The sequence below is a fragment of the Kitasatospora cinereorecta genome (assembly GCF_024172095.1).
Lineage (GTDB): Bacteria > Actinomycetota > Actinomycetes > Streptomycetales > Streptomycetaceae > Kitasatospora > Kitasatospora cinereorecta.
Map to the genome: position 1 here is coordinate 581,492 of NZ_JAMZDX010000004.1, position 24,348 is coordinate 605,839.

Genomic DNA, 24,348 nt, shown 5'->3' on the forward strand with positions numbered 1-24,348 from the left:
CCAACGGTGAGCCGACCGGTGCGGGCCGCCCGGACGGGCCGAGGGGACCGACCGGCCCTCCCGGCGGCCGCCGCTCCCGGCGAGGCTGGAGTCGGAGCCCCGTCACCGACACGGTCGCCCATCGCCGCGCGCGCCGCGCGGAGCGGAAGGGAGCGGAGACCATGTTCATGCACGCCGCATCGGACGCGTCCGACCGGGACCGGGCGATCAACCCGGGCGACCTCGGGCGCCGCATCACCCTCCGGCGCGAACAGCTCGGGCTGAGCCGCACGGCGACCGCGACCAGGGCCGGGATGGCGGAGGAGTACCTGGAGTACCTGGAGACCTCGCCCACGGCGGTCGACATCGGTCCGCTCCTGCGCCTGGCCGTGGCGCTGGAGACCTCGGCCGACCAGCTCCTCGGCGGCGGGCTCGACCTGCCGCCCGGCCGGGCGGCCGCGGCGGCGCGGCCGCGGCTCGAGGAGTTGGCGGCCGCGGAGTGCTGGGCGAGGCTGGCCCCCGGCGGGATCGGCCGGGTGGCCCTCACCACGCCGGACGGGCCGATCGTGCTGCCGGTGAACTTCCGCGTGCTCGACGGCGCCGTGCTGTTCCGGACGGGCGTCGACGGTCCGCTCGCCGCCGCTGTGGGCAACCGGGTGGCGGTGGAGGTCGACCGGGTCGACGAGGCGATGCGCACGGGCTGGAGCATCCTGGTCGTCGGCGAGGGAACCAGGCTCGCCGACCGGGCGGCCGCGGAGCTGCTGCGCCACCGGGGCGGCCCCGACCCGTGGGCCGGCGGGGACCGCGAGCTCTGGGTACGGGTCGAGCCGGCCGCCGTCACCGGACGCACCGTCACCACCTCCGACGACTCCACCGAGTCGGCCGGCACCGAACGGAGTCGGTGATGAGGGCCGCGGTGGGAGACCGGATCATCGTCGAGGGCACCCGTCCCGGTACCGCCCGGCGCGACGGTGAGATCGTCGCGCTGCACCACGCCGATGGCAGCCCGCCGTACGACGTGCGCTGGTCGGACACCGGGCGGGTGTCGGAGTTCTTCCCCGGCCCGGACGCCCGTCTCCACCACTACGGGCACACCGCCGCGGGGGGTCAGGAGGCTCCGCACCGCCTCGCGGAGTGACGCCGCCCCGGTGCCCGGCGCAAGGCCTGTCAGACAGGCCTTAGCGTGGGCCGGGTGATGCGACGAGCGAGCACGGTCGTACTGATGTGCGGCCTCCCGGGGGCGGGCAAGACGACGTACGCGATGGGCCTGGTCCGACGCGGCTATGCGCGGCTCTCCATCGACGAGGTGGTCTGGCAGCGGCTCGGGCAGCGCGACGCCGGGCTGGTGCTGGAGGAGGCGGCCTTCGACCGGCTCAAGGAGGAGGTCCGCCGCGAGCAACGGGCGGAGCTGGTCGAGCTGATGCTCGCCGGGCGCGACGTCGTGATCGACTACAGCTTCTGGAGCCGCGCCGCCCGCGACGACTACAAGGCGCTGGTCGAACGCCACGGCTGCCGCTGGGAGCTGGTCCATCTCAAGGCCGACCGGGCGACGCTGGAGCGCCGACTCGCGGTGCGCAACGGCCAGGAGGGCGCCAACGCGGTCACCGTGGACGAGCGGCTGCTCCACCGGTACCTGGCCCACTTCGAGGAGCCGGCCGGCGAGGGCGAGCGGGTCCTCGTCCAGCCGCCGGTGTGAGGACCGCTGCCGCCGTACCGGGCCCGCCGACGGGACCGGTACCGACCCATTGCCGATTTCCGGAGAGAATTTTCCCTCGCCGGAGGTTTCGACGGCTCACACCCATTTCTTCCGTTCCAGTCGTTGACTGCGACCCGTCATCGCTGCTTTTCTTCCACTGCCCCACCCTTGCTCCGCTGCTCGGCTGCTGACGTCGCGTCATTTCCAGGCGTCAGCACTTCCATGGCACCGCCGGCAAAAGCACGGGCCGCCCCACGTCGCATTCCTCCCGCCCGTGTCATTGCCGTACCCCGACATGCCACGAGCCGTCCTCCGGGCCCACCGGCACGCAAGGACGGCAGGAGAGAGGATTCCCCCACCCATGGGCATTCCCCGCATCCGCGCGACCAGACGGCTGGCCCTGGCGGCCGTCGCGTCGCTGTCGCTGGTCACCGGCGCGCTGACCACCGCCGTCGCCGCCCAGGCGGCGAACGAGCCGGTGTCGCCGCAGGGCGGCTCCGTCGCCAACCCGTACAGCCCGGCGTACCAGCACTCGTACCGGCACGGTGTGGTGCCGACGCTGCAGCAGCACGCCAAGATGCAGGACTGGGCGGCCTCCCACCCGGCGCTGAACGCCGCCACCGGCCCCGAGACGCTGTCGTACGGCGGCGGCATCGACGGGATCGGCGTGCAGAGCGGCCACTCCAAGGTCTACCTGGTGTTCTACGGGACCCAGTGGGGCACGCAGACCACCGACGCCAACGGGAACGCCAAGTTCTCCGGCGACTCGGCCGGGGCGGCGGGCGCCGCCCAGCAGATGTTCAAGGGCATCGGCACCGGGAACGAACTCTGGTCCGCGGACCTGACCCAGTGGTGCGACGGCCCCAACGTGGCTGCCGGCGCCACCAGTTGCCCGGCGAACGCCAACTTCGTCCCGTACCAGAGCGGCGGCGTGCTGGCCGGCGTCTGGTACGACAACGCGGCCGCCTCGCCGAGCGCCGCCAGCGGCCACCAGCTCGGCCAGGAGGCCGTCAACGCGGCCGCCCACTTCGGCAACACCACGGCCGCGGCCAACCGCGACGCGTACTACGTGATCCTCTCGCCGCACGGCACCAACCCGGACAGCTACCAGAACCAGTACTGCGCCTGGCACGACTGGAACGGTGACACCACGCTCACCGGCGGCGCGGTGAACTCGCCCTACGGCGACCTCGCGTTCTCCAACCAGCCCTACAACATCGACTCGGGCGCAGGCTGCGGCGTCGGCTTCGTCAACTCGCCCGGAACGCTGGACGGTTGGACCATGACGCTCGGCCACGAGTGGCACGAGATGATGTCCGACCAGAACCCGGCCGGCGGTTGGACCAACCACACCGGCAGCAGCTACGACGGCCAGGAGAACTCCGACGAGTGCGCCTGGCTCTCCCCCGGCACCGCGGGCGGCGCCGCCAACGTCACCTTCGGCAGCTTCGGCACCTGGGCCGAGCAGGCCAGCTGGTCCAACGACACCAACTCCTGCGCCATCTCGCACCCGATCGTCGGCGGCCAGACCGGCAACACCGTGACGGTCACCAACCCCGGCAGCCAGAGCGGCAAGGTCGGCACCGCCGTGAGCCTGCAGGTCAGCGCGTCCGACTCGGCCTCGGGCCAGACCCTCACCTACTCGGCCACCGGTCTGCCGGCCGGCCTGTCGATCAACGCCTCGACCGGCCTGATCTCGGGCACCCCGACCGCCGTCGGTACCTCCTCGGTCACCGTCACGGCCAAGGACACCACCAACGCTTCCGGCAGCGCCTCCTTCTCCTGGACGGTGTCCACCACCGGCGGCTGCACCGCGACCCAGCTGCTCGGCAACGCGGGCTTCGAGACCGGTTCCGCCGCTCCGTGGACGACCACCAGCGGTGTGGTCGACAACTCGGCGTCCGAGGCGGCCCACGGCGGCTCCTGGAAGGCGTGGCTGAACGGCTACGGCTCCGCGCACACCGACAGCGCCTCGCAGACCGTCACCATCCCGGCCGGCTGCAAGGCCACCCTCAGCTACTGGCTGCACATCGACACGGCTGAGACCACCACCACGACCCAGTACGACAAGCTGACCGTGACCGTCAACGGCACCACGGTGGCGACGTACTCGAACCTCAACAAGAACACCGGTTACGCCCAGAAGACCGTCGACCTGTCCGCCTACGCCGGACAGAGCGTCACCCTGAAGTTCAACGGCGTGGAGGACTCCTCCCTCCAGACCAGCTTCGTGATCGACGACACCGCGATCCAGACCAGCTGACGGCAATCCACCCAGCGGGGCCCGGCGGAGAAGGCCGACCGTCGGGCCCCGCACATTTCTCCTCCATACAGTTCATGGAATTCCTCAACTGTTGACGCCGGAGTGCGCTACGCGCATTGACCGGTCGGCCACCTGCGCCCTTTGGGATTTCGCGATCCAGGCAATGGAATTCCTTTACCGTCCGGTGCATTGACCCGCTTTCTCCGGCTCTGATGTGCTGCCGCCCGGTCCTCGGAAATGCTCGCGACGCCGCGTTCCGACCGGCCGTCAGTCGTCCCCCACGGCAACCGTTGCCGCCGCGCGACCCGTACGCGGCCGGCAGAAGAGAGGAACCCCCACCATGGGTATGTCCCCCACCAACCGCCGGGCGAGAGTCAAGGCCGCGACCGGCCTCACCTCGCTGGTGATCGCCGCCGCCGGTTTCGCCGCCGCCCCCGCCTCCGCGAACCAGCCGGTCGACGAGTTCGCCGGGCAGTCGCACCCGTACCGCCACGGCGTGGTCTCCGCGAAGAGCGCCAACAGCGCCGCCGCGGGCAAGCGCACCTCGAACCTCAAGTACGGCGGTGGCGTCGACGGCATCGGCGTGACCACCGGCCCGGAGAAGGTGTACCTGGTCTTCATGGGCTCCCAGTGGGGCACCCAGGGCACCGACGCGAGCGGCTACACCACGCTCTCCGGCGACCCGCAGGGCATCGCGGTGCGCGCCCAGCAGCTGTTCAAGGGCCTGGGCACCAACGGTGAGACCTGGTCCGGCGTCATGACCCAGTACTGCGAGGGCGTGGCCGCCGGCTCCACCAGCTGCACCGCGTCGTCCGCCCACGTCGGCTACCCGACCGGCGGGGCGCTCGCCGGTGTCTGGGTCGACGGCTCCGCCGCCGCGCCGAACCAGGCGACCGGCAACCAGCTGGCCGCCGAGGCGGTGAAGGCGGCCGGTCACTTCGGCAACACCACGGCCGCGTCCAACCGCAACGTCCAGTACGTGGTCCTCTCCCCGACCGGCACCCACCCGGACGGCTTCAACACCGCCGGCGGCCAGTTCTGCGCCTGGCACGACTGGAACGGCGACACCACCCTCTCCGGCGGCGCCGCCGCCTCCCCGTACGGCGACATCGCGTTCACCAACGACCCGTACGTCACCGACATGGGGACGTCCTGCGGCCAGAACTACGTCAACGCGGGCAGCGCGGGCACCCTGGACGGCGTGACCATCGTCTACGGCCACGAGTACTCGGAGACCGTCACCGACCAGAACCCGGCGGGTGGTTGGACCGACTCGACCGGCTACGAGAACGCCGACAAGTGCGCCTGGAAGGGCACCGGGGGCGTCGGCGGCGCGCAGAACGTGACGTTCGCGACCGGCTCGTTCGCCATGCAGGGCACCTGGTCGAACGACTACAACGGCGGCGCCGGCGGCTGCCAGATCTCCCACCCGATCGTTCCCTGACCGGGCTGACGGGTTGATCTCCCGAGCGTCGGGGCGGGCCGGTCGGCCCGCCCCGGCGCGTTCGCGCTCCCGGCTCGCTCACGGGGCCTGCGTGGCGGTGCGGGGGCGGCGCAGCCGGCGCAGGTACGGGTCGAACGGGGGCCTGGGCTCCAGCCGGATCCGGGCGTCGACGCAGAGCACGCCGTCGGGCCGGGCGATCACCGGGTTGAGGTCGACCTCGGCGAGCTGGGGCAGGTCGGTGGCCATCCGGGAGAGTCCGGCGAGGACGCGGTGGAGGGCCGGAAGGTCGACGGGCGGGTTGCCGGGGCGGCCCGACAGCAGGGGGGCGGTGCGCAGTTCGGCGACCATGGCGGGCAGGTCGGCTTGGGTGAGCGGCGCGAGGCGGGCGGCCCGGTCGTCGAGCAGTTCGGTGGCGGTGCCGCCGAGTCCGAGGACGACCAGCGGTCCGAAGACCTCGTCCTGGACGACGCCGGCGAGCAGTTCCACCCCGGGTGCGGCCATCGGCTGGACCACAGCGCCGGCCATCCGGCTGCCGTGGGCCGCGGTGAACTCCCGGTAGGCGTCGCGCACCTCGCGGTCCGTCCCGAGGCCGGTCCGGACGGCGCCGGCGGCGCTCTTGTGCACCTGGTCCGGCCAGTACGCCTTCAGCACGGCGCTGTTCCGGTGTCCGAGCGCGCGCAGCCCGCGGGCGGCGAGGACGGCGCTGTGCTCGTCGGGGGCCCACACGGTCGTGGTGAGCGGAAGCCGGTAGCAGTCCAGCAGATCGGCGGTGGCCGTCGGGTCGAGCCACCCGCCGTCGGGGTGGGCGGCGAGGTACCGGTCGACCAGCCGTCGCGCCGCGACGGTGTCGCGGTCGGGAACGTCGGCCTCGGCGCTGTCCGGCCGGGCCAGCCACCGGGCCCGGTCGCGTGCGTGGGCGAGGGCGACGGCGGCCGCGCGGACGTCGGCGTACGCGGGCAACCGGGTGCCGTCGTCGGCCCGGAGGTGGCGGACCGGCACCTCCTGGTCGAGGCGGACGACGGCGACCGGGAGGCGGCGCCGCGCCCGGCCCTCGACCAGGCCCCGGAGCAGGTCGCCCGCCGGTTCGGTGGCGAGGGCGGTCGGGACGAGGCAGACCAGGAGGGCGTCCACCGCGCCGCTCTCCTCGAGGGCGTCCAGGCAGGCCCGGAGCCGGTCCGGTTCGACCGCGGCGGTGGTGTCGACGGGGTTCGCGGCCGAGGCGCCGTCCGGCAGCAGGGCCAGCAGCCGGGCGGTGAGGCCGGGTGGCAGGGCGGGCAGGGCCAGGCCCGCGTCGGCGCAGGCGTCGGCGGCGAGGATGCCGATGCCGCCCGCGTTGGACACCACGGCGACCGCGCCGCGTCCGTCCGGCAGCGGCTGGGCGTGCAACAGCGCGGCGGCGTCGACCAGTTCGGCGATGGAGCGGGTGGCGGTGATGCCCGCCTGCCGGAACAGCGCCTCCCGGGTGACGGTCGGGGTGGCGGCCGCGGCCGTGTGGGAGGCGGCGGCCCGGCGGCCGGCGGCGGAGCGCCCGGCGTCGACGGTGAGGACCGGCAGCGTGCGGGTGACCCGGCGCGCGGTGCGGGCGAAGGCGCGCGGGTTGCCGAAGGATTCGAGGTGGAGCAGGGCGAGGTCGGTGCATCCGTCGCTCTCCCACCACTGCAGCAGGTCGTTGCCGCTGACGTCGTACTTGTCGCCCAGCGACACGAAGGTGGAGACGCCGATCCCGAGCCAGGCCAGGCGCTCCAGCAGTGCGATGCCCACGCCCCCGGACTGCACGGCGACTCCGGCTGTGCCGCGCAGCGGGAAGACGCCGCCGAACTCGGCGTCGAGGCGCACGTCCGGGGCGGTCTGCGCGATGCCCAGGCTGTTCGGGCCGACCAGCCGCATCGAGTACCGGCGGCAACTGTCCGTCAACTGCCGGGCCCGGTCGGCGTCCAGACCCGAGGTGAGGACCACCAGGGCCCGCACCCCGGCCTGACCGCAGGCCTCGGCCGCCGCGGGGACGGCGGGGGCGGGCACGGCGAGGACGGCGAGGTCGGGCACCCCGGGCAGGGCCGCGAGATCGGGGTACGCGACGGCGCCCGCGACCCGGTCGGCGTGCGGGTTGACCGCCCACACCGGGCCGGTGAAACCGCCGTCCCGGATCTTGCGCAGGACGGTCTGCCCGACCGACCCGAGGCGCCGGGAGGCGCCCAGGACGGCGACCGAGGCGGGGTGCAGCAGCGCGGTCAGGCTCGCCACGTCGGCGGCGCGTCCGCGCTCGTCGACGGCCCGGCGGTAGTGCTCGTCGGTCTCGGCCAGCGGCACGGTGATGCGGATCTCGCCCTGGCCGTAGCGGTGGTGGACGGGCAGTCCGAGGTCGGCGAAGACGCGGTGGACGGCCCGGTTCCCGGCCAGCGTGTCGGCTTCGAAGGCGGTCACGCCGTGCTCGTGGGCGGCGTGGACGAGGTGCTCCAGCAGCAGGGTGCCGACCCCGCGGTGGTGCCAGGCGTCGGCGACGGCGAGCGCGAGCTCGGCGGATTGCGGATGGTCGTCGAGCACCTCGTAGTCGGCCTCGCCGACCAGGTCGTCGGCCGCCCACGCCCCGAGCGCGCACAGTCCGGGGCGGGGTTCGGCGCACAGCCGGTCGGCGGCCAGACCGGGTGCCCGCCGGCTGGCGCCGAAGAAGCGCAGCCGCCGGCTCTCGTCCGACATCCGGTCGGCGTGCAGGGCGAGCACGGCCGGCCGGTCGGCGGGGGTGATCCGCCGGATGGTCACGGTCGTGCCGTCGGCGAGCAGGGCCTCGCTGCCGGACGGCTGGTGCTGGACGGTCGGCATGGTCCTGCTCCTCTGCGGTGCGGGTCGGAGGTCGGTCACGTGCGGAACAGGGCGACCTTGAGTGCGCCGGTGGTGCCGGGGTCGGCGAAGACGTCGTAGGCGTCCTGCATCTCGTCGAGGCCGAAGCGGTGGGTGACCAGGCCGGACACGTCGAGCCGGCCGGCGGCGAGCATGTCGAGGAGCAGCGGGGTGGTGCCGGTGTCGACCAGGCCGGTGGTGATGGTGACGTTCCTGATCCACAGCTCCTCGAGGTGGAGAGTGGCCGGTCTGCCGTGCACGCCGACGTTGGCGACCCGCCCGCCGGGGCGGACCACGCGGGTGCACAGTTCGAAGGTCTCGGGGACGCCGACGGCCTCGATCGCGACGTCGGCGCCGAGCCCGTCGGGGCTGAGGGCGCGGATCGCGGCGTCGACGTCGTCGGCCGCCATCAGCACCTCGTCGGCGCCGGCCCGGGCGGCGGCGTCCAGCCGGCTGCGGGCGAGGTCGACCGCGACGATCCGGCCCGGGCTGTACAGGCGGGCGGTGGTGACGGCGGCCAGCCCGATCGGCCCGGCGCCGACGATCACCACGGTGTCGCCGGGGCCGACCCGGGCGTTGCGCACCCCGACCTCGAAGGCGGTGGGCAGGATGTCGGCGAGCAGCAGCGCCGTCTCGTCGGTGACGCCCTCGGGCAGCCGGTGCAGGGAGTTGTCGGCGAACGGGGTGCGGACGTACTCGGCCTGGGTGCCGTCGACCAGGTGGCCGAGGATCCATCCGCCGCCGCCCCGGCACTGCCCGTACGCGCCCTGCCGGCAGTACGGGCAGCGGCCGCAGGCGGAGATGCAGGAGACCAGGACCCGGTCGCCGGGGGCGAAGGAGTGCACGGCCGCCCCGACGGTGACGACGGTGCCGACCGCCTCGTGGCCGAGGATCCGGCCGTCGGTGACCTCGGGGACGTCGCCGCCGAGGATGTGCAGGTCGGTGCCGCAGATGGTCACCGCGTCCACCCGGACGATCGCGTCCTCGGGGTCGCGGACGACCGGGTCGGGGACCTCCCCCCAGGTGCGCCGGCCGGGTCCGTGGTAAGTCAGTGCCTTCATGCCGCTCACTCCCGTCTCGGGTCGTGGTGCCTGCCCTTCCAGCCTCGCCCCGGACGGCTCGCCGGGCATGGGCCCACCGGGTGCCCGGGCCGGGCCGATCGGCCCATGGCTCCGCGCCCATGGCGCGGCGCAGGCCGGAAGCGCCGCCTAGGCTGGTAGCGCCGCGAGGCTTGAACGCGCCGTCGCCGAGACCCGGAGGAAGCGGTGGGCAGCGAATCCGAGCGTCCGACCCCCCTGCCGCAGCTGCGGCTGGACGAACTGCTGGACGAGTTGCAGAGCCGCCTGGACGCCGCGCGCGGCGCCCGCGACCGGGTGCACAGCCTGCTGGAGGCGGTCCTCGCGGTCGGCCGGGACCTGGAGCTGAGCCAGGCGCTGCGGCACATCGTCGAGGCCGCGGTCACCCTGGTGGACGCCCGGTACGGCGCCCTCGGCGTGATCGGCGAGGACCAGCGGCTGTCCCGGTTCATCCCGGTCGGCGTCCCGGAGGAACAGGTCCGGCGGATCGGTGCGCTGCCGTCGGGTCACGGCATCCTCGGCGAGCTGATCCGGCACCCCGAGCCGCTGCGGCTGGCGGAGCTGTCCGACCACCCGTCCTCGTACGGCTTCCCGCCCGGCCATCCGCCGATGCACAGCTTCCTCGGGGTGCCGATCCGGATCCGCGACCGGGTGTTCGGCAACCTGTACCTGACCGAGAAGCGGGGCGGCGGCGAGTTCGACGCCGAGGACGAGGCGGTGCTCTCCACGCTGGCGGTGGCCGCGGGCGTGACGATCGAGAACGCCCGCCTGTACGCCCGGGCCCGGCTGCGCGAGCGCTGGCTGGCGGCGAGTGCCGAGGTGACCAACAGCCTGCTGTCGGGCAGCGCCGAGCACGAGGTCCTCGACCTGCTGGTCACCCGGGCGAGCGAGATCGCCGGGGCCGATCTGGCGGTGGTCGCGCTGCCGGTCCACGGCAGCGACGAGCTCGAGGTGCGGATCGCCGTCGGGAAGGGCGAGCGGGACCACCGCGGCCTGGTCCTCCCGCTGCAGGGCTCGTTCATGGGGGCCGCCGCCCTCACCGACGGTCTGGTGGTCAGCCCGGACGTCCGCACCGACCCCCGGATCACCACCGGACCGCCCCGCTGGGAGGGGCTCGGGCCGGCCGTCGCCGTGCCGATCGGCACGGCGGACCTGGGCGTGCGGGGTGTGCTGATGCTGGCCCGGACGGCGGGCTCGCCCCTGTTCGAGGCGGACGAGTCGGCCCCGCTGCAGGGCTTCGCCGGGCAGGCCGCCGTCGCCATGGAGCTGGCCGCGCACCGCCGCGACTCCGAGCAGGTCGCCCTGCTCCAGGAGCGCGACCGGATCGCCCGCGACCTCCACGACCTCGCGATCCAGCGGCTGTTCGCCACCGGTATGACCCTCCAGGGGGCGACGCGCTTCATCGACCACCCCGAGGCCGCGGACCGGGTCCTACGCGCCATCGACGACCTCGACGAGACGGCCAGGACCATCCGCTCCACCATCTTCGGCCTGCGGACCCGCGAGAGCGGCCCGGCCTCGGTCGGGCTGCGGGCCGCCGTGGTCGGGGTGGTCGACCGGGCCGCGGCGGTGCTGGGCTTCGCGCCCGCGCTGCGGATGTCGGGCCTGCTGGACGTCACGGTGCCGAAGCCGATGGCGGACGAGGCGGTGGCCGTGCTCCAGGAGGCGCTCTCGAACGCCGCCCGCCATGCCCGGGCCGGCGCGGTCGAGGTCACCGTCGAGGCCGGCGACCAGCTCACCCTCACCGTCTGCGACGACGGGGTCGGCCTGCCGGACGGCGGCCGGCGCAGCGGGCTGGCGAACCTGGCCGAGCGGGCCGCCGCCCTCGGCGGCGAGTTCCGGGCGGGTACGCGGGCCGGGGGCGGGACCGAGCTGGTGTGGCAGGTACCGCTGTCCGGCTGAGACGGCTCAGCCGTCGAACACGTCCGCGGCCCGGAGCCGCGGGGTCGGCGCGCCCTCCAGCCCGTACCCGAGCCGGATCAGCATCTGGACGTGGCCGGGGCCCCGGTGGACGTCCCGGGTCTCCCAGCGCAGGTACGGCCACTCCATCGCCTGGTGCAGCAGCGAGGCGCGGACCCGGTGCACGGTGGCCGTCAGCAGGACGTGTTCCAGCGCCATGCCCGCCCGCAGCCAGTCGAGGCGCTGGTCGCCGTGGGTGGCGAGGACGGCGATCCGCGGCTCGTCCTCGAACGGAACGGGCGCGAGGTGTTCGGCCGGTTCCAGGGCGGCGAAGTCCCGCATCGGCAGGTGTCCGCTCGCGTCCTGCGGGCCGAGCGCGGAGACCGGGATGCCGTACGGCGGGGCGTCCGGCCCCTGGATCCAGCTGCGGCTCTCGCTGCGCTGGTCGGGGTCGGTGGTGCTGCGCCGCTCGGCCTCCGCGGTCAGGTGCAGCAGCCGCTCGGTCTCCTCCCGGTCCGGGAGGTGGAGCAGCGCGTCCTCGACCCGGGCCGCCTCGACGAGCTCGGCGAGGACCGTCTCCGGGACCGGCGGTCCGGTGAACGGCGAGCGGATGGTGTGCCGGCGCCAGATCGCCTCGTACAGCGCACCGGTGGCGGACAGGTGGGCGGCGGACGGCTCGTCCAGCTCGACGCCGGCCAGCAGGTCCGGCTCGGCCGGATCGGGGAGCAGACGGACCTCGGGCGCCCAGCCGAGGTGCCGGGCGGCGGTCCGCAGGTTGAGCACCGCCGCGCCGACGGACATGTGCAGGGCCCGGCCCTCGGGGTCGGCGGCGGGCAGGGTGCGCTCGGGGACGGTGCGGACCTCCAGCGTGGAGGTCTCCGGCACCAGCCGGAAGTGCCACGGCTGGGTGTTGTGGACGGACGGCGCGGCGACCGCCGCGGAGACCAGCGTCTCCAGGGTCTGGGCGTCGAGGACCGGGGGGATCATGGTGGGCTCCCGGAGGGTGCGCGGGTCGGTGGGGTGCGCGGGTCAGCGTGGCGTCGGGGTGCGCCCGGCCCGCAGGGCGTCCAGGCGCGTGCGGTACTCGTCGGGCTCGATCTCGCCGCGGGCGAGCCGGTCGGCGAGCAGCTGCTCGGGGTCGGGCCGTCCGGGGTCAACCGGGCCGTCCGGCGGCGGGGTGCGCGCGAAGTGGCGGAACAGGGCGACCGCGCCGGCCACGAGCAGGGCCCAGAACACCAGCACGGTCAGGGTCATCAGGCCGATGCCCCAGCCGCTCATCCCGTGGTCGTTCCAGTACATCATCACGGCCTCCCCTGGCCGGTGGGCGGCGGGCTCGGTGCCCCTCACCGTCCACGGTGCGGCCGGGGCCGCCTCCGGCGCTTGGGCCGGTCGGCTCTGTTCGGCGGGCCGGTCGGGCTCAGTCTCGGGCTCAGTCTCGGGCTCAGTGCGGGCGGGTGGGGTGGTGGCCGGTCCCGCCGTGCTCCGTGTCGGCGTGCGCGGCGAGCACGGCGGCCTGCAGGCGCCGCTCGACGCCGAGCTTGGCGAGCATCCGGGAGATGTGGTTCTTCACGGTCTTCTCGGCGAGGTAGAGCTCCTGGCCGATCTCCCGGTTGGTCCTGCCCTCGCCGATCAGGGCCAGGATCTCCCGCTCGCGCGGGGTGAGCTGGGCGAGGGCCGCCTCGGTGTCGCTCGGCTCGGGGTGGCGCAGGCTCTCCATCAGCTTGCGGGTGGTCGCGGGGTCGAGCATCGACTGTCCGGAAGCGACCGTACGCACCGCGCTGACCAGGTCGGAGCCCTTGACCTGCTTGAGCACGTACCCGGCCGCCCCGGCCATGATCGCGTCCAGCAGGGCGTCGTCGTCGTCGAAGGAGGTCAGCATCAGGCAGGCCAGCTCGGGCATCCGGTCCCGCAGTTCGCGGCAGACGCCGACGCCGTCGCCGTCCGGCAGCCGGACGTCCAGCACCGCCACCCGGGGGCGGACCGCCGGGATCCGGGCCAGCGCCTGCTCGCAGGTGCCGGCCTCGCCGACCACCTCGATGTCGGGCGCGGCCTCCAGCAGGTCCTTCACGCCGCGGCGGACGACCTCGTGGTCGTCGAGCAGGAACACCGTCACGCGCGGCTCGGACCCACCGAGCGGGTTCTCGTCCATGGCCTGCTCCCGTGTGGAAAGCCCCCTCCGATTCTGCCCGCCGGGCGGCGTCGCGGCGCGGCATCGGCCGGGCGGGACCCTCGCGCGGGCGACGCGGGTCAGGGCGCCGTCGGCGGTGTACTCCCGGTACGGCCCGGGCCCGCGGGGCCCTCGCGCAGCGCGCTCCAGGACACCGGGCCGAGCAGGTCGGCGAGGTGCTGCAGGACGTCCAGGAAGAGGTCGTCGATGGCGAGCACGCCGACCGGGCGGGTGCCGTCGACCACCGGGAGGCGGCGCACCCCGGTGCGGCGGAAGGCGCGGTAGGCGGCGGAGAGGTCCTCCTCGGCGCCGACCGTGACGGCCGGCGACGACATCACGGCCGCCACCGGGACGGTCGGGTCGGGGTCGGCGTCGGCGGCCAGCCAGCGGACCGCCAGGTCCCGGTCGGTCAGCACGCCCCGGAGCGCCTCCCGGTCGGCGACCAGGACGCAGCCCACCTCCGCGGCCGCCATCCGCCGCGCGGCGTCCCGCACCGACGCGGTCGGCGGGACGGTGACCGGCGGCGCGCTCATCAGCTCGGCGACTCTCATGGCGGCCACCCTCCTGGCGTCGGCTCGGCTGCCCTGCCTCCAGCACAGCCCATCCGCCGGGACGGACCCAGGGCCGAGCGGCCCGGCGAACCGGTCCGACCGGCACCGGGCGGGCGGGCAGGTCGGCCAGCAGACTGGGGGCAGGGCCACCGCACGCCGACCGAGGAGGCCTCGTGGAACCGGACGCCCCGGACCCCGTCGCCGTCTCCCGTACCGGCGGGCCGTCGGTCATGCCCGACCCGTGGACGCTGCGGTACGACGGCTTCGATCCCGTCCAGGAGGGGCTGCGCGAGGCGTTGTGCGCCGTCGGCAACGGCTACCTGGTCACCCGCGGCGCCGCCCCGGAGTCGGTGGCGGACGGCGTGCACTACCCGGGCACCTACCTGGCGGGCTGCTACGACCGCACCGCCTCGACCGTGGCCGGCCGCACCTTCACCCACGAGGACCTGGTCAACTGCCCGAACTGGCTGCCGTTCACCTTCCGCCGGCCGGGCGGGGAGTGGTTCACCGGCCCACCGGAGGGCCAGCGGCTGGAACTCGACCTGCGCCGCGGCGTGCTGACCCGCCACGCCGTCGCCGTGGACCGCGACGGCCGGCGCACCCGGCTCGTCCAACGGCGGATCGCCAGCCAGGCCCAGCCCCACCTGGTCGCGCTCGAGACCGTGCTGACCGCGGAGAACTGGTCCGGCCCGCTGGAGGTCCGCTCGGCGCTCGACGGCACCGTCACCAACACCGGCGTCCCGCGCTACGCCGGGCTGACCGGCCGTCACCTCTCCCCCGTCGGCGCGGGCGCGGACCCGGACGGCACGCTCTGGCTGCAGGTCGCGACCGGCGCGGGCCGACGCATCGCCCTCGCCGCCCGGCACCGGGTCCGCACCGCGGGCGGACCGGCCGAGACCGTGCGTACCGAGGAGTTCCGGGACGGCCGGGCCGCGCAGCGGCTGACCGTGGATCTGCGGGCGGGCGAGCCGGTCACGGTCGAGAAGGTGGTGGCGATCCACACCTCCCACGACCCGGCCACCGGTGACCCGCTGCGCGCCGCCCGGCGTCTGGCCGCCGGCGCCGCGGACTTCGACCACCTCGTGGCGGACCACGCGCTGCGCTGGCGGGCGCTGTGGCGCCGCTGCCGGATCGACGCGGACTTCGAGGGGATCGGCGCGCTGCACCTCGACCTCTTCCACCTGCTGCAGACCTACTCGGAGCACTCCGCCGACCTCGACGTCGGCATCCCCGCGCGCGGTCTGCACGGCGAGGCGTACCGGGGCCACGTGTTCTGGGACGAACTGTTCGTGCTGCGCCTGCTCGACCTGCGCTTCCCCGAACTGGCCCGGGCGGTCCTGCGCTACCGCCACCGCCGGCTGGAGGCCGCCCGGCAGGCCGCCCGCGAGGAGGGCCTGGCGGGTGCGATGTACCCGTGGCAGAGCGCGAGCGAGGGGCGGGAGGAGTCCGCCCGGGTGCACCTCAACCCGCTCTCCGGCCGGTGGCTCGGCGACCACAGCCATCTCCAGCGGCACGTCGGCTCGGCGGTCGCCTACAACGTCTGGCAGTACTACGAGGCCACCGGCGACCTGGACTTCCTGGCGGAGGCCGGGGCCGAGATGCTGCTGGACATCGCCCGGTACTGGTCGTCCGCCGCGGTGTTCGATCCGGCCCTCCGGCGCTGGTCGATCCGCGGGGTGCTCGGTCCGGACGAGTACCACGACGGCTACCCGTGGGCGGACGCTCCCGGGCTGGACGACAACGCGTACACCAATGTGCTGGCCTCCTGGGTGCTCGCCCGGGCCTGCGACGTGCTGGACGTCCTGCCCGCCTACCGGCGGGACGAGCTGGCCGAACGGCTCGCCCTGGACGGCGCCGAACCGGAGCGCTGGCAGGAGGTCGGCCGCCGCCTGCGCGTCCCCTTCCACGACGGGGTGATCAGCCAGTTCGACGGCTACGAGCGGCTGGCCGAGCTCGACTGGGCGACCTACCGGCGCCGCTACCCGGGCCTGCGCAGGCTCGACCGGATCCTGGAGGCCGAGGGCGACACGGTCAACCGCTACCGGGCCTCCAAGCAGGCGGACGTGCTGATGCTGCGCTACCTGTTCTCCGACCGACAGCTGCGCGACCTGCTGCGCCGCCTCGGCTACCCGGCCGGCCCCGAGCTGCTGCGCCGCACCACCTCGTACTACCTGGGCCGCACCGTCCACGGGTCGACGCTCAGCTCGGTGGTGCACGCCTGGGTGCTGATCCGCTCGGACCCCCGCGCCTCCTGGCGGCACTTCCGCGACGCCCTCACCGCCGACCTGTGGGACGTCCAGGGCGGCACCACCCGCGAGGGCGTCCACCTGGGGGCGATGGCCGGCGCGGTCGACCTGCTGCAGCGCTGCTGCACCGGCCTGGAGATCCGGGAGGACGCCCTGTGGCTGGACCCCCGGCTGCCGTCGGCGCTGCCCGGGATCGAGGTCGAGCTGCGCTACCGCGGCCACTGGGGCGTCCGGGTCGCCGTCGACCGGCGGACGGTGACGGTCGGGCTGCGCGAGGGCCGCCAGGAGCCCGTGCAGATCCGCTTCCGCGGCGAGTCGACCACCGTACGGCCGGGCGAGAGCCGCACCTTCAGCCGCTGACCGGCCACGTCGGGCAGGGCCGCCTCGCTCCGCTCAGTCCGGCAGGCGTACCGCGAGGGCGGGGCGGATCCGGGCGGCGTGCCGGGCCGGGCCGAGTGCGGCCAGCAGCGAGGCGGCGAGGGTGGCGCCGGCGAGGACGGCGATCGGGCCCCACTCGATCGGGAAGCCGCCCTCCAGCCCGGCGAAGGCGGAGCTCTTCTGGTACATCAGCCAGGTGGTGAGCACGCCGAGCACGCTGCCGAGCAGCACGCCCTCCAGGGCGACGAACCCGCTCTCCCACAGGAACGACCGTTCGACCGTCCGGGCCTGGCAGCCGAGGGCGCGCAGTACGCCGATGGTGCGGCGCCGCTCGCGGACGGCGCGGACCATCACCACGCCGAGACCGGTGATGCCGATCAGCAGCCCGAGGGCGAGGAAGCCCTGCATCAGTCGGAAGAACGCGGTGTTGGCGGCGAACAGGCGGTGCACGTCGGAGGCGATCGGACCGGCGACCAGGCCGGCGGCGAGGTGCTCGCCCTGCAGCTGCCCGGCGAACGCCTCGGGCGAGGTGCCGGGGGTGGTGCGGACCAGGGCGCTCGCGGTCCGGGCGTCCGGCCCGAACTGGGCGGCGATGCTCCGCTCCCCCGCGATCAGCGGGTAGGAGGTGGCGCTGTTGCCGTTGGCGGGGTAGAAGGCGAGGCCGCTCTTGAGGACGCCGGCGATGGTCTTCGGCTCGGCCCGTCCGGTGCCGGGGTCGGTGAGGGTCAGGGTGTCGCCCGGGGCGAACGGCTTGCCGCTCGGTCCGCCGGTCGAGCCGAAGAAGCCGTCGACGACGACGTAGTTGGGGTGGTCGGCGAGCGAGCGCCAGACCGCGGGGTCGTCGGCGAGTCCGGGCAGCCGGTCCCGGAAGGCGATGGAGGTGACGGCGCCGTCGGGGACGCCGACCACGGCGGTCTCCAGCAGGCCGGCCGTGCGGTGTCCCGGGTCGGTGGACCGGCCGCGGGCGTTCAGCAGCGGGGTGACGGCGGACACCTGCGGGGCGAGCGGGCCGCTTCGCAGCGCGGCCGACGGGTCCGTCCCGCCGGCCTGCGGGTTGTAGTCGATGCGCAGGGTGTAGCCGCCGGTGGCGTCGGCGGCCGCCTGGTCGATGCTGGCGTTCATGATCCCGCCGATCTCGGTGAGCAGCACCAGCACCAGCGCGATCAGGGTGTACATCACCAGCGTCGAGCCGGTGCGGAAGCGCTTGGCCAGCGGGTAGGCGGCGGCCAGGCGCATCGCCAGGCCCTGCTGGGTGGGCCGGGACGTCATCCGGCGCAGCGGAGCCAGCAGGGCCCGCTGGTTCTCGCTGACGAGCACGACGGCGGAGAAGGCGGCGAGGCTGCCGAGGATCACGTACACCGCCATCGACGGGGTGTCGAAGACCCGGGGCCGGATGACGCTCGCGGTCAGCGTCCACAGCAGCACCAGCGCCGCGACGGTGCTGGCCACCGCGCGGCGCGGCAGCACCCGCAGCGCCGCCGGGACGGCGAACAGCAGGGCGAGGGCGGGCAGCAGGTAGGTCTGCTCGCCCTGGCTGCGGGCGACGGCCGGCACCGCGGCCACCGCGCACAGCACCGCCAGGGTGCTGGAGACCACGAGCAGTCGGCGGCGCGGCCGGCGGCCGGGGTCGGCGGGCAGGTCGCGGATGGCGGCGATCACGTTGAACCGGCTGATCCGGACGCTGGTCGCGGCGATCGCCCCGAGCGCGATCAGCAGGCCGAGGGCGGCGCCGTTGACCAGGCTGGTCGGGGTGACGGCGAAGGCGATGGTCAGCCCGCCGCCGTCCACCGACCAGCTGCGGAAGATCTGGGCGGCGATCGCGGCGACGCCCCACCCCACGCCGACGCCGATCGCGACCCCGGGCAGCAGGGCGGCCAGCGCGTACGCGGCGCCCTCCAGGCTGAACGAGCCGACCAGCCGGGAGCGCTTGAGGCCGACCGCGCGGACCATGCCGAGCTGGGGCTTACGCTCCTCCGCGAGCATCACGAAGATGTTCACCAGCAGCAGGGCGCCGGCGATGATGCTGAAGCTGCCGATCATCAGGAACAGCGCGCCGAGCGAGTCGCCGGTCCTGCGGGCCTCCTGGAGCACGCTCTGCTTGGGGGTGTCGACGGCGGCCCGGGCGGCGTCGGGCCCGAGCGCGGTACGGATCCGGGCCGTGACCGGGTCGGTGAGCCGCTGTCCGGCCTCGACGCCGCCGCGGTTGGAGACCACGGTCACCGACAGGGGCTGGGCGCCGGCCGCGCGGGCGGCCGTGTCCAGGTCACCGGGCGGCAGGAAGGCGTTGCGGTTGACCCGGCCGCCGAGCCCGGCGCCCGCCACGCCCTGTTCGGGCACCACCCGCTCCACCCGGTAGTCGACCGCCGTCCCGTAGAGGTAGAGGGTGACCTGCTGGCCGGGGCCGGTGCGCAGGGCGTGGGCGAGCGGCTCGTTGAGGACGACCTGCCCGGGTAGCGGGGCCGGCCCCCGCAGCCCGGAGTCGCCGCCCGCGGCGCCGAACCGGCCCGCCGCGTCCAGGTCCATCTGCCAGGCGAGCACCCGCGGTTCGCCGACCGGCTGTCCGGCGTGGACGCTCGCGGCGGCGGCCTGCGCCACCTGTCCGCTGAGCACGCCGTCGACCTGCGGGTCCGCGGCGAGCGGCTGCAGGCGGGCGGCCACGTCCGCACCGACGGCGGTGTCGGTGGCGACGATCCGTTCGTCGATCGGGCCGAGCGTCCGGTACGCCTCCTGTCGCACGGAGAAGCCCAGGGTGTCGCCGACCACCAGCGCGCCGACGATGATCGCGGTGCCGAGCACCGAACCGCTGATCACCAACGCGGCCTCGGTCCGGCGCCGCGCCACCTGACGCAGCGCCAGCCTCCGGACCACCGGCTGCCGGACGGCGACCAGCAGCAGGGTCAGCAGGGCGATGCCGACGACCCCGACCAGGGGCAGCAGCAGGTTCGGGTACACGGCTCAGCCCACCGCCTCCAGGTCGGCGCGCCGGGTGTCGGAGACCAGGCGGCCGTCGCGCATCCGCACCACCCGGGGCAGCCGTCGTCCGATCGCCTCGTCGTGGGTGACCAGCACGATGGTCTGGCCCTCGTCCCGGTTGAGCCCGGTGAGCAGGTCCATCACCTGCCCGGCCATCCCGGTGTCGAGGTTGCCGGTCGGCTCGTCGGCCCAGACGATCGCCGGGCGGGCGACCAGGGCGCGGGCGATCGTGACGCGCTGCTGCTCGCCGCCGGAGAGCTCGTTCGGCCGGTGGTCGACCCGGTCGGCGAGCCCGACCCGGGCCAGCATCTCCACCGCCCGGGCGCGGGCGGTCGGCGGGGGCGTGCCGGTGAGCATCAGCGGTAGTTCGACGTTCTCCGCGGCGGAGAACACCGGGATCAGGTTGAACGCCTGGAAGACGAAACCCATGCTCCGGGCCCGGTGTTCGGTGCGCTCGGCGTCCGACATGGCGAACAGGTCGCGCCCCTCCACCTCGACCCGGCCGGCGTCGATGTCGTCCAGCCCGGAGAGGCAGTTCAGCAGCGTGGTCTTGCCCGACCCGGACGGCCCCATCACGCCGACCAGTTCGCCCGGCAGCACGGTCAGGTCGAGGTCGCGCAGCGCGGTCACCTCGACCGCACCGGTCCGGTACGTCTTGCGAACGCCGGTCGCGGCCAGCAGCGGTGGCATCCGTCCCACCTCCCTGGGGGGCGCGCGGGGTTGCGGCTGACGCTTCCACTCTCCCCGACCCGTGCCCGCCGGCCGATGGGCCGATCGGCCCGTCCGCCTGGGCCGCCCGGCCCCGCGCACCCGCCCGTACCGGGGTCCTGACACCCGCTCGGCCCGCCGCCGGTGGTGCTCGGCCGCCGGGACCGGACAGGGACCGTTGTTCCGGTACCCGTGACCAATGGCCCCATGCCGCGGGCCGCTGCGGGCGAGCAGGCTGTGATCCGTGCCCCGGCGGTCGGATCCGCTCCCCGCAGGGGTTTCGACCGCCCGTCGAGCGCACCCCTTCGACGGCCGGCGCACCGCCACCGATCCACCCGAGGATCCGGAACCGACAAGGAGCGCACCCCATGGCCGTCCACCACACCCACGCCCCCCGGCTCACCCTCCGCCCCGCCGCGGGCCGGCCCTTGGAACAGCCGACGAGCGTCGTCGCGGGGCTCGCGGCGGCGGGCGCCCGGCTCACCATCGGCGCCGTCTTCCTCTGGGCCTTCCTCGACACGACCTTCGGCCTCGGCTACGCCACCAGGCGGGCCGGCGCCTGGGTCGAGGGCGGCTCCCCGACCAGGGGCTTCCTCAGCCACGTCTCGGCCGGCCCGTTCCAGACGACGTTCCACCACTGGGCCGGCCAGGCGTGGGCCGACTGGATGTTCATGCTCGGCCTGCTCGGCATCGGCCTCGCCTTCGCCGGCGGCGTCGGACTGCGCATCGCCGCCACCGGCGGCACCCTGCTGCTGGCCCTGATGTGGGCCGCCGAGTGGCCGCCGGCCCGCCACCTGGCCGGTGGCGCCGCGAGCGGCTCCACCAACCCCGTCGCCGACTACCACCTCGTCTACGCCCTGCTCCTGATCCTGCTGGCGGCCATCGGCGCGGGCGACTGCTGGGGGTTGGGACGCCGCTGGGCCGCCCTGCCGATCGTCCGGAACCACGCCTGGCTGCGCTGAGCCTCCCCGGCACCCCGCCGGTGAACCGCACCACCACTCCCGTTCGCCCTCCCGAGAGGAACTCCCCATGACCCGCTCCGTCCTGGCCGGCATCGACGGCTCCGCGCAGAGCACCGCGGCCGCGCACTGGGCGGCCGACGAGGCCCGCCGCCGCGGCGTCCCGTTGCGCCTGCTGCACGTCCGGACCTGGCTGGACGACACCCGGCCCGCCGCCGAGGACGTCGCCGACCACCGCTCGCCGACCGGTCGGATGCTGTCCGCCGTGGAGCGGGAGATCCGCGAGACCCACCCCGCCCTGGACGTCCGGGTCGAGGTGGTCGAGAGCGAGGAACCGGTCGACGTCCTGGTCGAGGCGGCCGACGAGTCCGAACTGCTGGTGCTCGGCTCGCGTGGCCTCGGCGGCTTCGCCGGCCTGCTGGTCGGCTCGGTCGGCCTCGCGGCCGCCGCCCACGGCAACGTTCCGACCGTCCTGGTTCCGGCCGCGGCCGCCGGGCGCCCCGCCGGGGCGCAGGTCGTCGTCGGCGTCGACACCCGGGCGCCCGCCGCGGACGTGCTCGACTTCGCCTTCCACCAGGCCGCCGAGCGCCGCGCCGCCCTGCGGGCCGTGCACGCGTGGACGCCGCCGCCGGTGTGGGGCTACGCCGGCTGGGTGGCCCCGGCGAGCGAGGCGGAGCAGTTCCGCGTGATCGAGAGCGAGCTGCTGACCCGGGCGATGACCGGGTGGCAGGAGAAGTACCCGACGGTGGCGGTGGTCGAGGACTGCCGGATCGACGGCGCCGCCGGGGCGCTGGTGGACCTCTCCGCCGAGGCTGCCCTGGTCGTGGTGGGCCGGCGGCGCCGCCCGCACCGCGCCGGCCTGCGGCTGGGCCCGGTCGCCCACGCCGTGCTCCACCACGCCCACGCACCGGTCGCGGTCGTCCCGCACGACTGAGCGGCGCCCGGCGGGGACCGCGCCGTAGCCGCCGGCCCCGCCGGAGCAGCCGACGCGCTGCTCCGGTCGGGCCGGTCCCCGTACCGCCGGGCCCGGCTCACCCGTTACCGCTCCTGAGCACGTACCCCGTCCGTAGAGGAGTCCCCGATGGCCGGCGCACGCCGCACCCGCAGTCCCCGCCCCCGGTACCGGCACCTGTACCTGCACCGGCACCTGTGCCGGGCGCTCGGGCTGGAGCACAACGACCTGGCGCGGGCGGTCGACCGGGCCCGCAGCCGCGCACTGGTCCTCGCCGCGCTCGCGGTGGGCCTGGCGGCGCTGCTCGGGGCCGGGATCGCGTGGGCCGAACTGGCATCGACCGCACGCCGTGCGGCGCAGTCCGCGCCGCACCTGCACCGGGTCGACGCGGTCCTCCTCGGCCCGGCCCGGGCGGCGACCGGCGTCGCCGACCCGCAGGCCGGCCGCTACCGGGCGGACGCCGAGTGGACCTACCCGTCCGGGCAGCGCCACACCGGTGAGGTGGGCCTGGACCGGTCCGCCCCGTCCGGATCCACCACCGGTATCTGGGTCGGCGACGCCGGTCGGCCCGCCGCGGCCCCGCCCAGCACCGCCGATCTGGTCTCCGACGCCGTCAGCCTGGGCCTGTCCGGCTGCGTCGGCATGCTCACCCTCGTCGGCTGCGGCCTCGGCCTCCGGCTGACCCGCCTCAACAACCGGACCGACGCGGCCTGGCAGCGGTCCTGGTCCGCGGTCGAACCGGTGTGGACCGGACGCGCCGCGCGCGGGCCCGGCAACGGAGACCCGCGGCGGGGCTGACCCGACGACCGGACACACCGTCACCGGGGCGCTTCCTCGGGGCCGTCCACCGGGACAATAGGGACCTCCGGCCCTGGTACGCCGCCGGCGCACCCGGCAGACTGCCGAGGGTCTACCCACCGCTCCTGCGGGGGTCCGGAGTGACGGAGAAGAGATGGCTGGCAGCACGGAGTCCCGGATGAGCACCCCGGTCAGAGTGTTCCTGCTCGACGACCACGAGGTCGTCCGGCGCGGCGTGCACGACCTGCTGGACTCCGAACCCGACCTCACGGTCGTCGGCGAGGCCGCCACCGTCGAACAGGCCCTGGCCCGGGTCCCGGCGCTGCGCCCGGACGTCGCGGTGCTGGACATGCGGCTGCCGGACGGCGACGGCGTCACCGTCTGCCGCGAACTGCGTTCCCGCATGCCCGAGTTGGCCTGCCTGATCCTCACCTCCTTCGACGACGAGGAGGCCCTGCTGGACTCGATCATGGCGGGGGCGGCCGGCTACGTCCTCAAGCAGATCAGCGGCACCGACCTGGTGTCCGCCGTCCGTACGGTCGCCTCCGGCCAGTCGATGCTCGACCCCGGCGCCACCACCCGCCTGATGGCCCGGCTGCGCGGCGACAGCGCCCCGCCGAGCAGCGACGTGCCCGGGCTCACCGACCGCGAGCGGGAGATCCTCGCGCTGATCGGCGAGGGACTGACCAACCGCCAGATCGGCCAGCGCCTCTACCTGGCCGAGAAGACCGTCAAGAACCACATCTCCCGGCTGCTCGCCAAGCTCGGCGTCGAACGCCGGGTCCAGGCCGCGGTCATCGCCACCCAGACCCTCGCGGCGCAGAGCCAGGCCGCACCGGGCCACGGCCACGCGCACGGCCACAGCCACGCCCGGGCGGCCGGGCGGCCCGCCCGCTGACGACCGGTCCCCGTACGGCGGGCCACCCGGCCGACCGGCCGGGACCATCGGCCTCTGCCCGGCCCGCCGCGGGACGGCGACCATCGATGCCATGACCTCTGACACCACACCGCTGGAAGAGTGGCACTGCCTGCGCCTGCTGGCCAAGTCGTCGATCGGGCGCGTCGTCTACACCGTCGGCGCGCTGCCGGCCGTCCTGCCGGTCAGGTACCGGCTCGACGACGACGGCAGCGTCCTGTTCCGGACCACCGCCGGGTCGGAGTTCCTCCGGGCGGTCGCCGACGCCCTCGTCGCCTTCCAGGCCGACGAGGTGAACGACGCCGGCGGGACGAGCGGCAGCGGCTGGAGCGTGACGGTGCTCGGCAGGGCCGAGGCGGACCTGGGCAGCCGGCCGCCGGAGGACGGGTCGCGGGCCCCGACCGTCGACCTCGTCACCGTCCGGGTCCGCCCCGAGTGGGTGACCGGCCGTCTCCTGCCCGCCCTTCCCCACCCGCCGCCCTGACGCAGCGTTGCCCCGACCTGCGCC

Annotated in this window: 20 protein-coding genes; 12 read left to right on the forward strand and 8 right to left on the reverse strand. The window is 75.0% G+C overall.

Annotated elements, in window-relative coordinates; genetic code table 11:
- Positions 1 to 161: 161 nt before the first annotated feature.
- From FHR36_RS22785 to FHR36_RS22805, 5 genes are all read left to right on the forward strand, one after another.
- Entirely contained in the window at positions 162 to 884 is a 723-nt protein-coding gene (locus tag FHR36_RS22785) for a helix-turn-helix domain-containing protein (RefSeq protein WP_253800023.1), read from the forward strand.
- A complete protein-coding gene (locus FHR36_RS22790) occupies positions 884 to 1,117 on the forward strand; it encodes a DUF1918 domain-containing protein (RefSeq protein ID WP_308199622.1) in 234 nt (77 codons plus the stop codon). The genes FHR36_RS22785 and FHR36_RS22790 overlap by 1 nt, the downstream gene beginning before the upstream one ends.
- 57 nt (positions 1,118 to 1,174) lie before the next feature.
- Positions 1,175 to 1,675, forward strand: a complete 501-nt coding sequence (locus FHR36_RS22795; protein WP_253800680.1) for a P-loop nucleotide/nucleoside kinase family protein — start codon at positions 1,175 to 1,177, stop codon at positions 1,673 to 1,675.
- Positions 1,676 to 2,036: 361 nt separating this feature from the next.
- Positions 2,037 to 3,938: a putative Ig domain-containing protein gene (locus FHR36_RS22800; protein ID WP_253800024.1), complete on the forward strand. Its 1,902-nt coding sequence runs from the start codon at positions 2,037 to 2,039 to the stop codon at positions 3,936 to 3,938.
- A gap of 340 nt (positions 3,939 to 4,278) precedes the next feature.
- Positions 4,279 to 5,382, forward strand: coding sequence for a hypothetical protein (locus tag FHR36_RS22805; RefSeq protein WP_253800025.1), 1,104 nt, complete (start codon positions 4,279 to 4,281; stop codon positions 5,380 to 5,382).
- Positions 5,383 to 5,460: 78 nt separating this feature from the next.
- Here FHR36_RS22805 and FHR36_RS22810 read toward each other — a convergent pair whose 3' ends face one another.
- Both FHR36_RS22810 and FHR36_RS22815 read right to left on the reverse strand, forming a co-directional pair.
- A complete protein-coding gene (locus tag FHR36_RS22810; RefSeq protein ID WP_253800026.1) occupies positions 5,461 to 8,199 on the reverse strand; it encodes a bifunctional acetate--CoA ligase family protein/GNAT family N-acetyltransferase in 2,739 nt (912 codons plus the stop codon).
- A 35-nt stretch (positions 8,200 to 8,234) separates the two neighbouring features.
- Positions 8,235 to 9,278, reverse strand: a complete 1,044-nt coding sequence (locus tag FHR36_RS22815; RefSeq protein WP_253800027.1) for a zinc-dependent alcohol dehydrogenase family protein — start codon at positions 9,276 to 9,278, stop codon at positions 8,235 to 8,237.
- Positions 9,279 to 9,482: 204 nt separating this feature from the next.
- On the opposite strand from FHR36_RS22815, the gene FHR36_RS22820 reads away from it, so the two are divergent.
- Positions 9,483 to 11,195, forward strand: coding sequence for a sensor histidine kinase (locus tag FHR36_RS22820; RefSeq protein WP_253800028.1), 1,713 nt, complete (start codon positions 9,483 to 9,485; stop codon positions 11,193 to 11,195).
- Positions 11,196 to 11,201: 6 nt separating this feature from the next.
- Here the strand turns inward: FHR36_RS22820 and FHR36_RS22825 are convergent, their stop codons facing one another.
- The 4 genes from FHR36_RS22825 to FHR36_RS22840 all read right to left on the reverse strand — a co-directional run bounded on the left by FHR36_RS22825 (position 11,202) and on the right by FHR36_RS22840 (position 13,910).
- Entirely contained in the window at positions 11,202 to 12,179 is a 978-nt protein-coding gene (locus tag FHR36_RS22825) for an Acg family FMN-binding oxidoreductase (RefSeq protein WP_253800029.1), read from the reverse strand.
- Between the two features lie 42 nt (positions 12,180 to 12,221).
- Positions 12,222 to 12,494 (reverse strand): SHOCT domain-containing protein, encoded by a 273-nt coding sequence (locus FHR36_RS22830; RefSeq protein WP_253800030.1) that lies wholly within the window; start codon positions 12,492 to 12,494, stop codon positions 12,222 to 12,224.
- 139 nt (positions 12,495 to 12,633) lie between these two features.
- The gene (locus FHR36_RS22835) at positions 12,634 to 13,341 is read right to left on the reverse strand and encodes a response regulator (RefSeq protein WP_253800031.1); all 708 of its coding nucleotides are present in this window, start codon (positions 13,339 to 13,341) and stop codon (positions 12,634 to 12,636) included.
- A 98-nt stretch (positions 13,342 to 13,439) separates the two neighbouring features.
- A complete protein-coding gene (locus FHR36_RS22840) occupies positions 13,440 to 13,910 on the reverse strand; it encodes a CBS domain-containing protein (protein ID WP_253800032.1) in 471 nt (156 codons plus the stop codon).
- A gap of 173 nt (positions 13,911 to 14,083) precedes the next feature.
- Between FHR36_RS22840 and FHR36_RS22845 the strand changes: the two genes are divergently transcribed.
- Positions 14,084 to 16,516 (forward strand): glycoside hydrolase family 65 protein, encoded by a 2,433-nt coding sequence (locus FHR36_RS22845; RefSeq protein WP_253800033.1) that lies wholly within the window; start codon positions 14,084 to 14,086, stop codon positions 16,514 to 16,516.
- 33 nt (positions 16,517 to 16,549) lie between these two features.
- Here FHR36_RS22845 and FHR36_RS22850 read toward each other — a convergent pair whose 3' ends face one another.
- Together FHR36_RS22850 and FHR36_RS22855 are read right to left on the reverse strand one after the other, a co-directional pair.
- Positions 16,550 to 19,486, reverse strand: a complete 2,937-nt coding sequence (locus tag FHR36_RS22850; protein ID WP_253800034.1) for an ABC transporter permease — start codon at positions 19,484 to 19,486, stop codon at positions 16,550 to 16,552.
- A 3-nt stretch (positions 19,487 to 19,489) separates the two neighbouring features.
- Positions 19,490 to 20,197, reverse strand: coding sequence for an ABC transporter ATP-binding protein (locus FHR36_RS22855; protein ID WP_253800035.1), 708 nt, complete (start codon positions 20,195 to 20,197; stop codon positions 19,490 to 19,492).
- Positions 20,198 to 20,583: 386 nt separating this feature from the next.
- Here FHR36_RS22855 and FHR36_RS22860 point away from each other — a divergent pair, with 386 nt between their 5' ends.
- The 5 genes from FHR36_RS22860 (at position 20,584) to FHR36_RS22880 (ending at position 24,324) form a co-directional block, all read left to right on the forward strand.
- Positions 20,584 to 21,177: a hypothetical protein gene (locus FHR36_RS22860; protein WP_253800036.1), complete on the forward strand. Its 594-nt coding sequence runs from the start codon at positions 20,584 to 20,586 to the stop codon at positions 21,175 to 21,177.
- A 67-nt stretch (positions 21,178 to 21,244) separates the two neighbouring features.
- Complete coding sequence (locus FHR36_RS22865) at positions 21,245 to 22,108, forward strand: universal stress protein (RefSeq protein ID WP_253800037.1); 864 nt, start codon at positions 21,245 to 21,247, stop codon at positions 22,106 to 22,108.
- Positions 22,109 to 22,255: 147 nt separating this feature from the next.
- Positions 22,256 to 22,924: an Rv1733c family protein gene (locus FHR36_RS22870; protein WP_253800038.1), complete on the forward strand. Its 669-nt coding sequence runs from the start codon at positions 22,256 to 22,258 to the stop codon at positions 22,922 to 22,924.
- A gap of 154 nt (positions 22,925 to 23,078) precedes the next feature.
- Positions 23,079 to 23,822: a response regulator gene (locus tag FHR36_RS22875; RefSeq protein WP_301330523.1), complete on the forward strand. Its 744-nt coding sequence runs from the start codon at positions 23,079 to 23,081 to the stop codon at positions 23,820 to 23,822.
- 91 nt (positions 23,823 to 23,913) lie between these two features.
- On the forward strand, positions 23,914 to 24,324 hold the full coding sequence (locus tag FHR36_RS22880) for a pyridoxamine 5'-phosphate oxidase family protein (RefSeq protein WP_253800039.1): 411 nt from the start codon (positions 23,914 to 23,916) through the stop codon (positions 24,322 to 24,324).
- Positions 24,325 to 24,348: the final 24 nt, after the last annotated feature.

Excerpts from the sequence above, each read along its gene's own strand:
- FHR36_RS22860 (WP_253800036.1), top strand. The coding sequence starts at position 20,584 with ATGGCCGTCCACCACACCCACGCCCCCCGGCTCACCCTCCGCCCCGCC.
- FHR36_RS22795 (WP_253800680.1), top strand. The coding sequence starts at position 1,175 with ATGCGACGAGCGAGCACGGTCGTACTGATGTGCGGCCTCCCGGGGGCG.
- FHR36_RS22880 (WP_253800039.1), top strand. The coding sequence starts at position 23,914 with ATGACCTCTGACACCACACCGCTGGAAGAGTGGCACTGCCTGCGCCTG.
- FHR36_RS22805 (WP_253800025.1), top strand. The coding sequence starts at position 4,279 with ATGGGTATGTCCCCCACCAACCGCCGGGCGAGAGTCAAGGCCGCGACC.
- FHR36_RS22825 (WP_253800029.1), bottom strand. The coding sequence starts at position 12,179 with ATGATCCCCCCGGTCCTCGACGCCCAGACCCTGGAGACGCTGGTCTCC.
- FHR36_RS22855 (WP_253800035.1), bottom strand. The coding sequence starts at position 20,197 with ATGCCACCGCTGCTGGCCGCGACCGGCGTTCGCAAGACGTACCGGACC.
- FHR36_RS22870 (WP_253800038.1), top strand. The coding sequence starts at position 22,256 with ATGGCCGGCGCACGCCGCACCCGCAGTCCCCGCCCCCGGTACCGGCAC.
- FHR36_RS22840 (WP_253800032.1), bottom strand. The coding sequence starts at position 13,910 with ATGAGAGTCGCCGAGCTGATGAGCGCGCCGCCGGTCACCGTCCCGCCG.
- FHR36_RS22830 (WP_253800030.1), bottom strand. The coding sequence starts at position 12,494 with ATGATGTACTGGAACGACCACGGGATGAGCGGCTGGGGCATCGGCCTG.
- FHR36_RS22875 (WP_301330523.1), top strand. The coding sequence starts at position 23,079 with ATGGCTGGCAGCACGGAGTCCCGGATGAGCACCCCGGTCAGAGTGTTC.
- FHR36_RS22865 (WP_253800037.1), top strand. The coding sequence starts at position 21,245 with ATGACCCGCTCCGTCCTGGCCGGCATCGACGGCTCCGCGCAGAGCACC.
- FHR36_RS22810 (WP_253800026.1), bottom strand. The coding sequence starts at position 8,199 with ATGCCGACCGTCCAGCACCAGCCGTCCGGCAGCGAGGCCCTGCTCGCC.
- FHR36_RS22785 (WP_253800023.1), top strand. The coding sequence starts at position 162 with ATGTTCATGCACGCCGCATCGGACGCGTCCGACCGGGACCGGGCGATC.
- FHR36_RS22835 (WP_253800031.1), bottom strand. The coding sequence starts at position 13,341 with ATGGACGAGAACCCGCTCGGTGGGTCCGAGCCGCGCGTGACGGTGTTC.
- FHR36_RS22790 (WP_308199622.1), top strand. The coding sequence starts at position 884 with ATGAGGGCCGCGGTGGGAGACCGGATCATCGTCGAGGGCACCCGTCCC.
- FHR36_RS22815 (WP_253800027.1), bottom strand. The coding sequence starts at position 9,278 with ATGAAGGCACTGACTTACCACGGACCCGGCCGGCGCACCTGGGGGGAG.
- FHR36_RS22800 (WP_253800024.1), top strand. The coding sequence starts at position 2,037 with ATGGGCATTCCCCGCATCCGCGCGACCAGACGGCTGGCCCTGGCGGCC.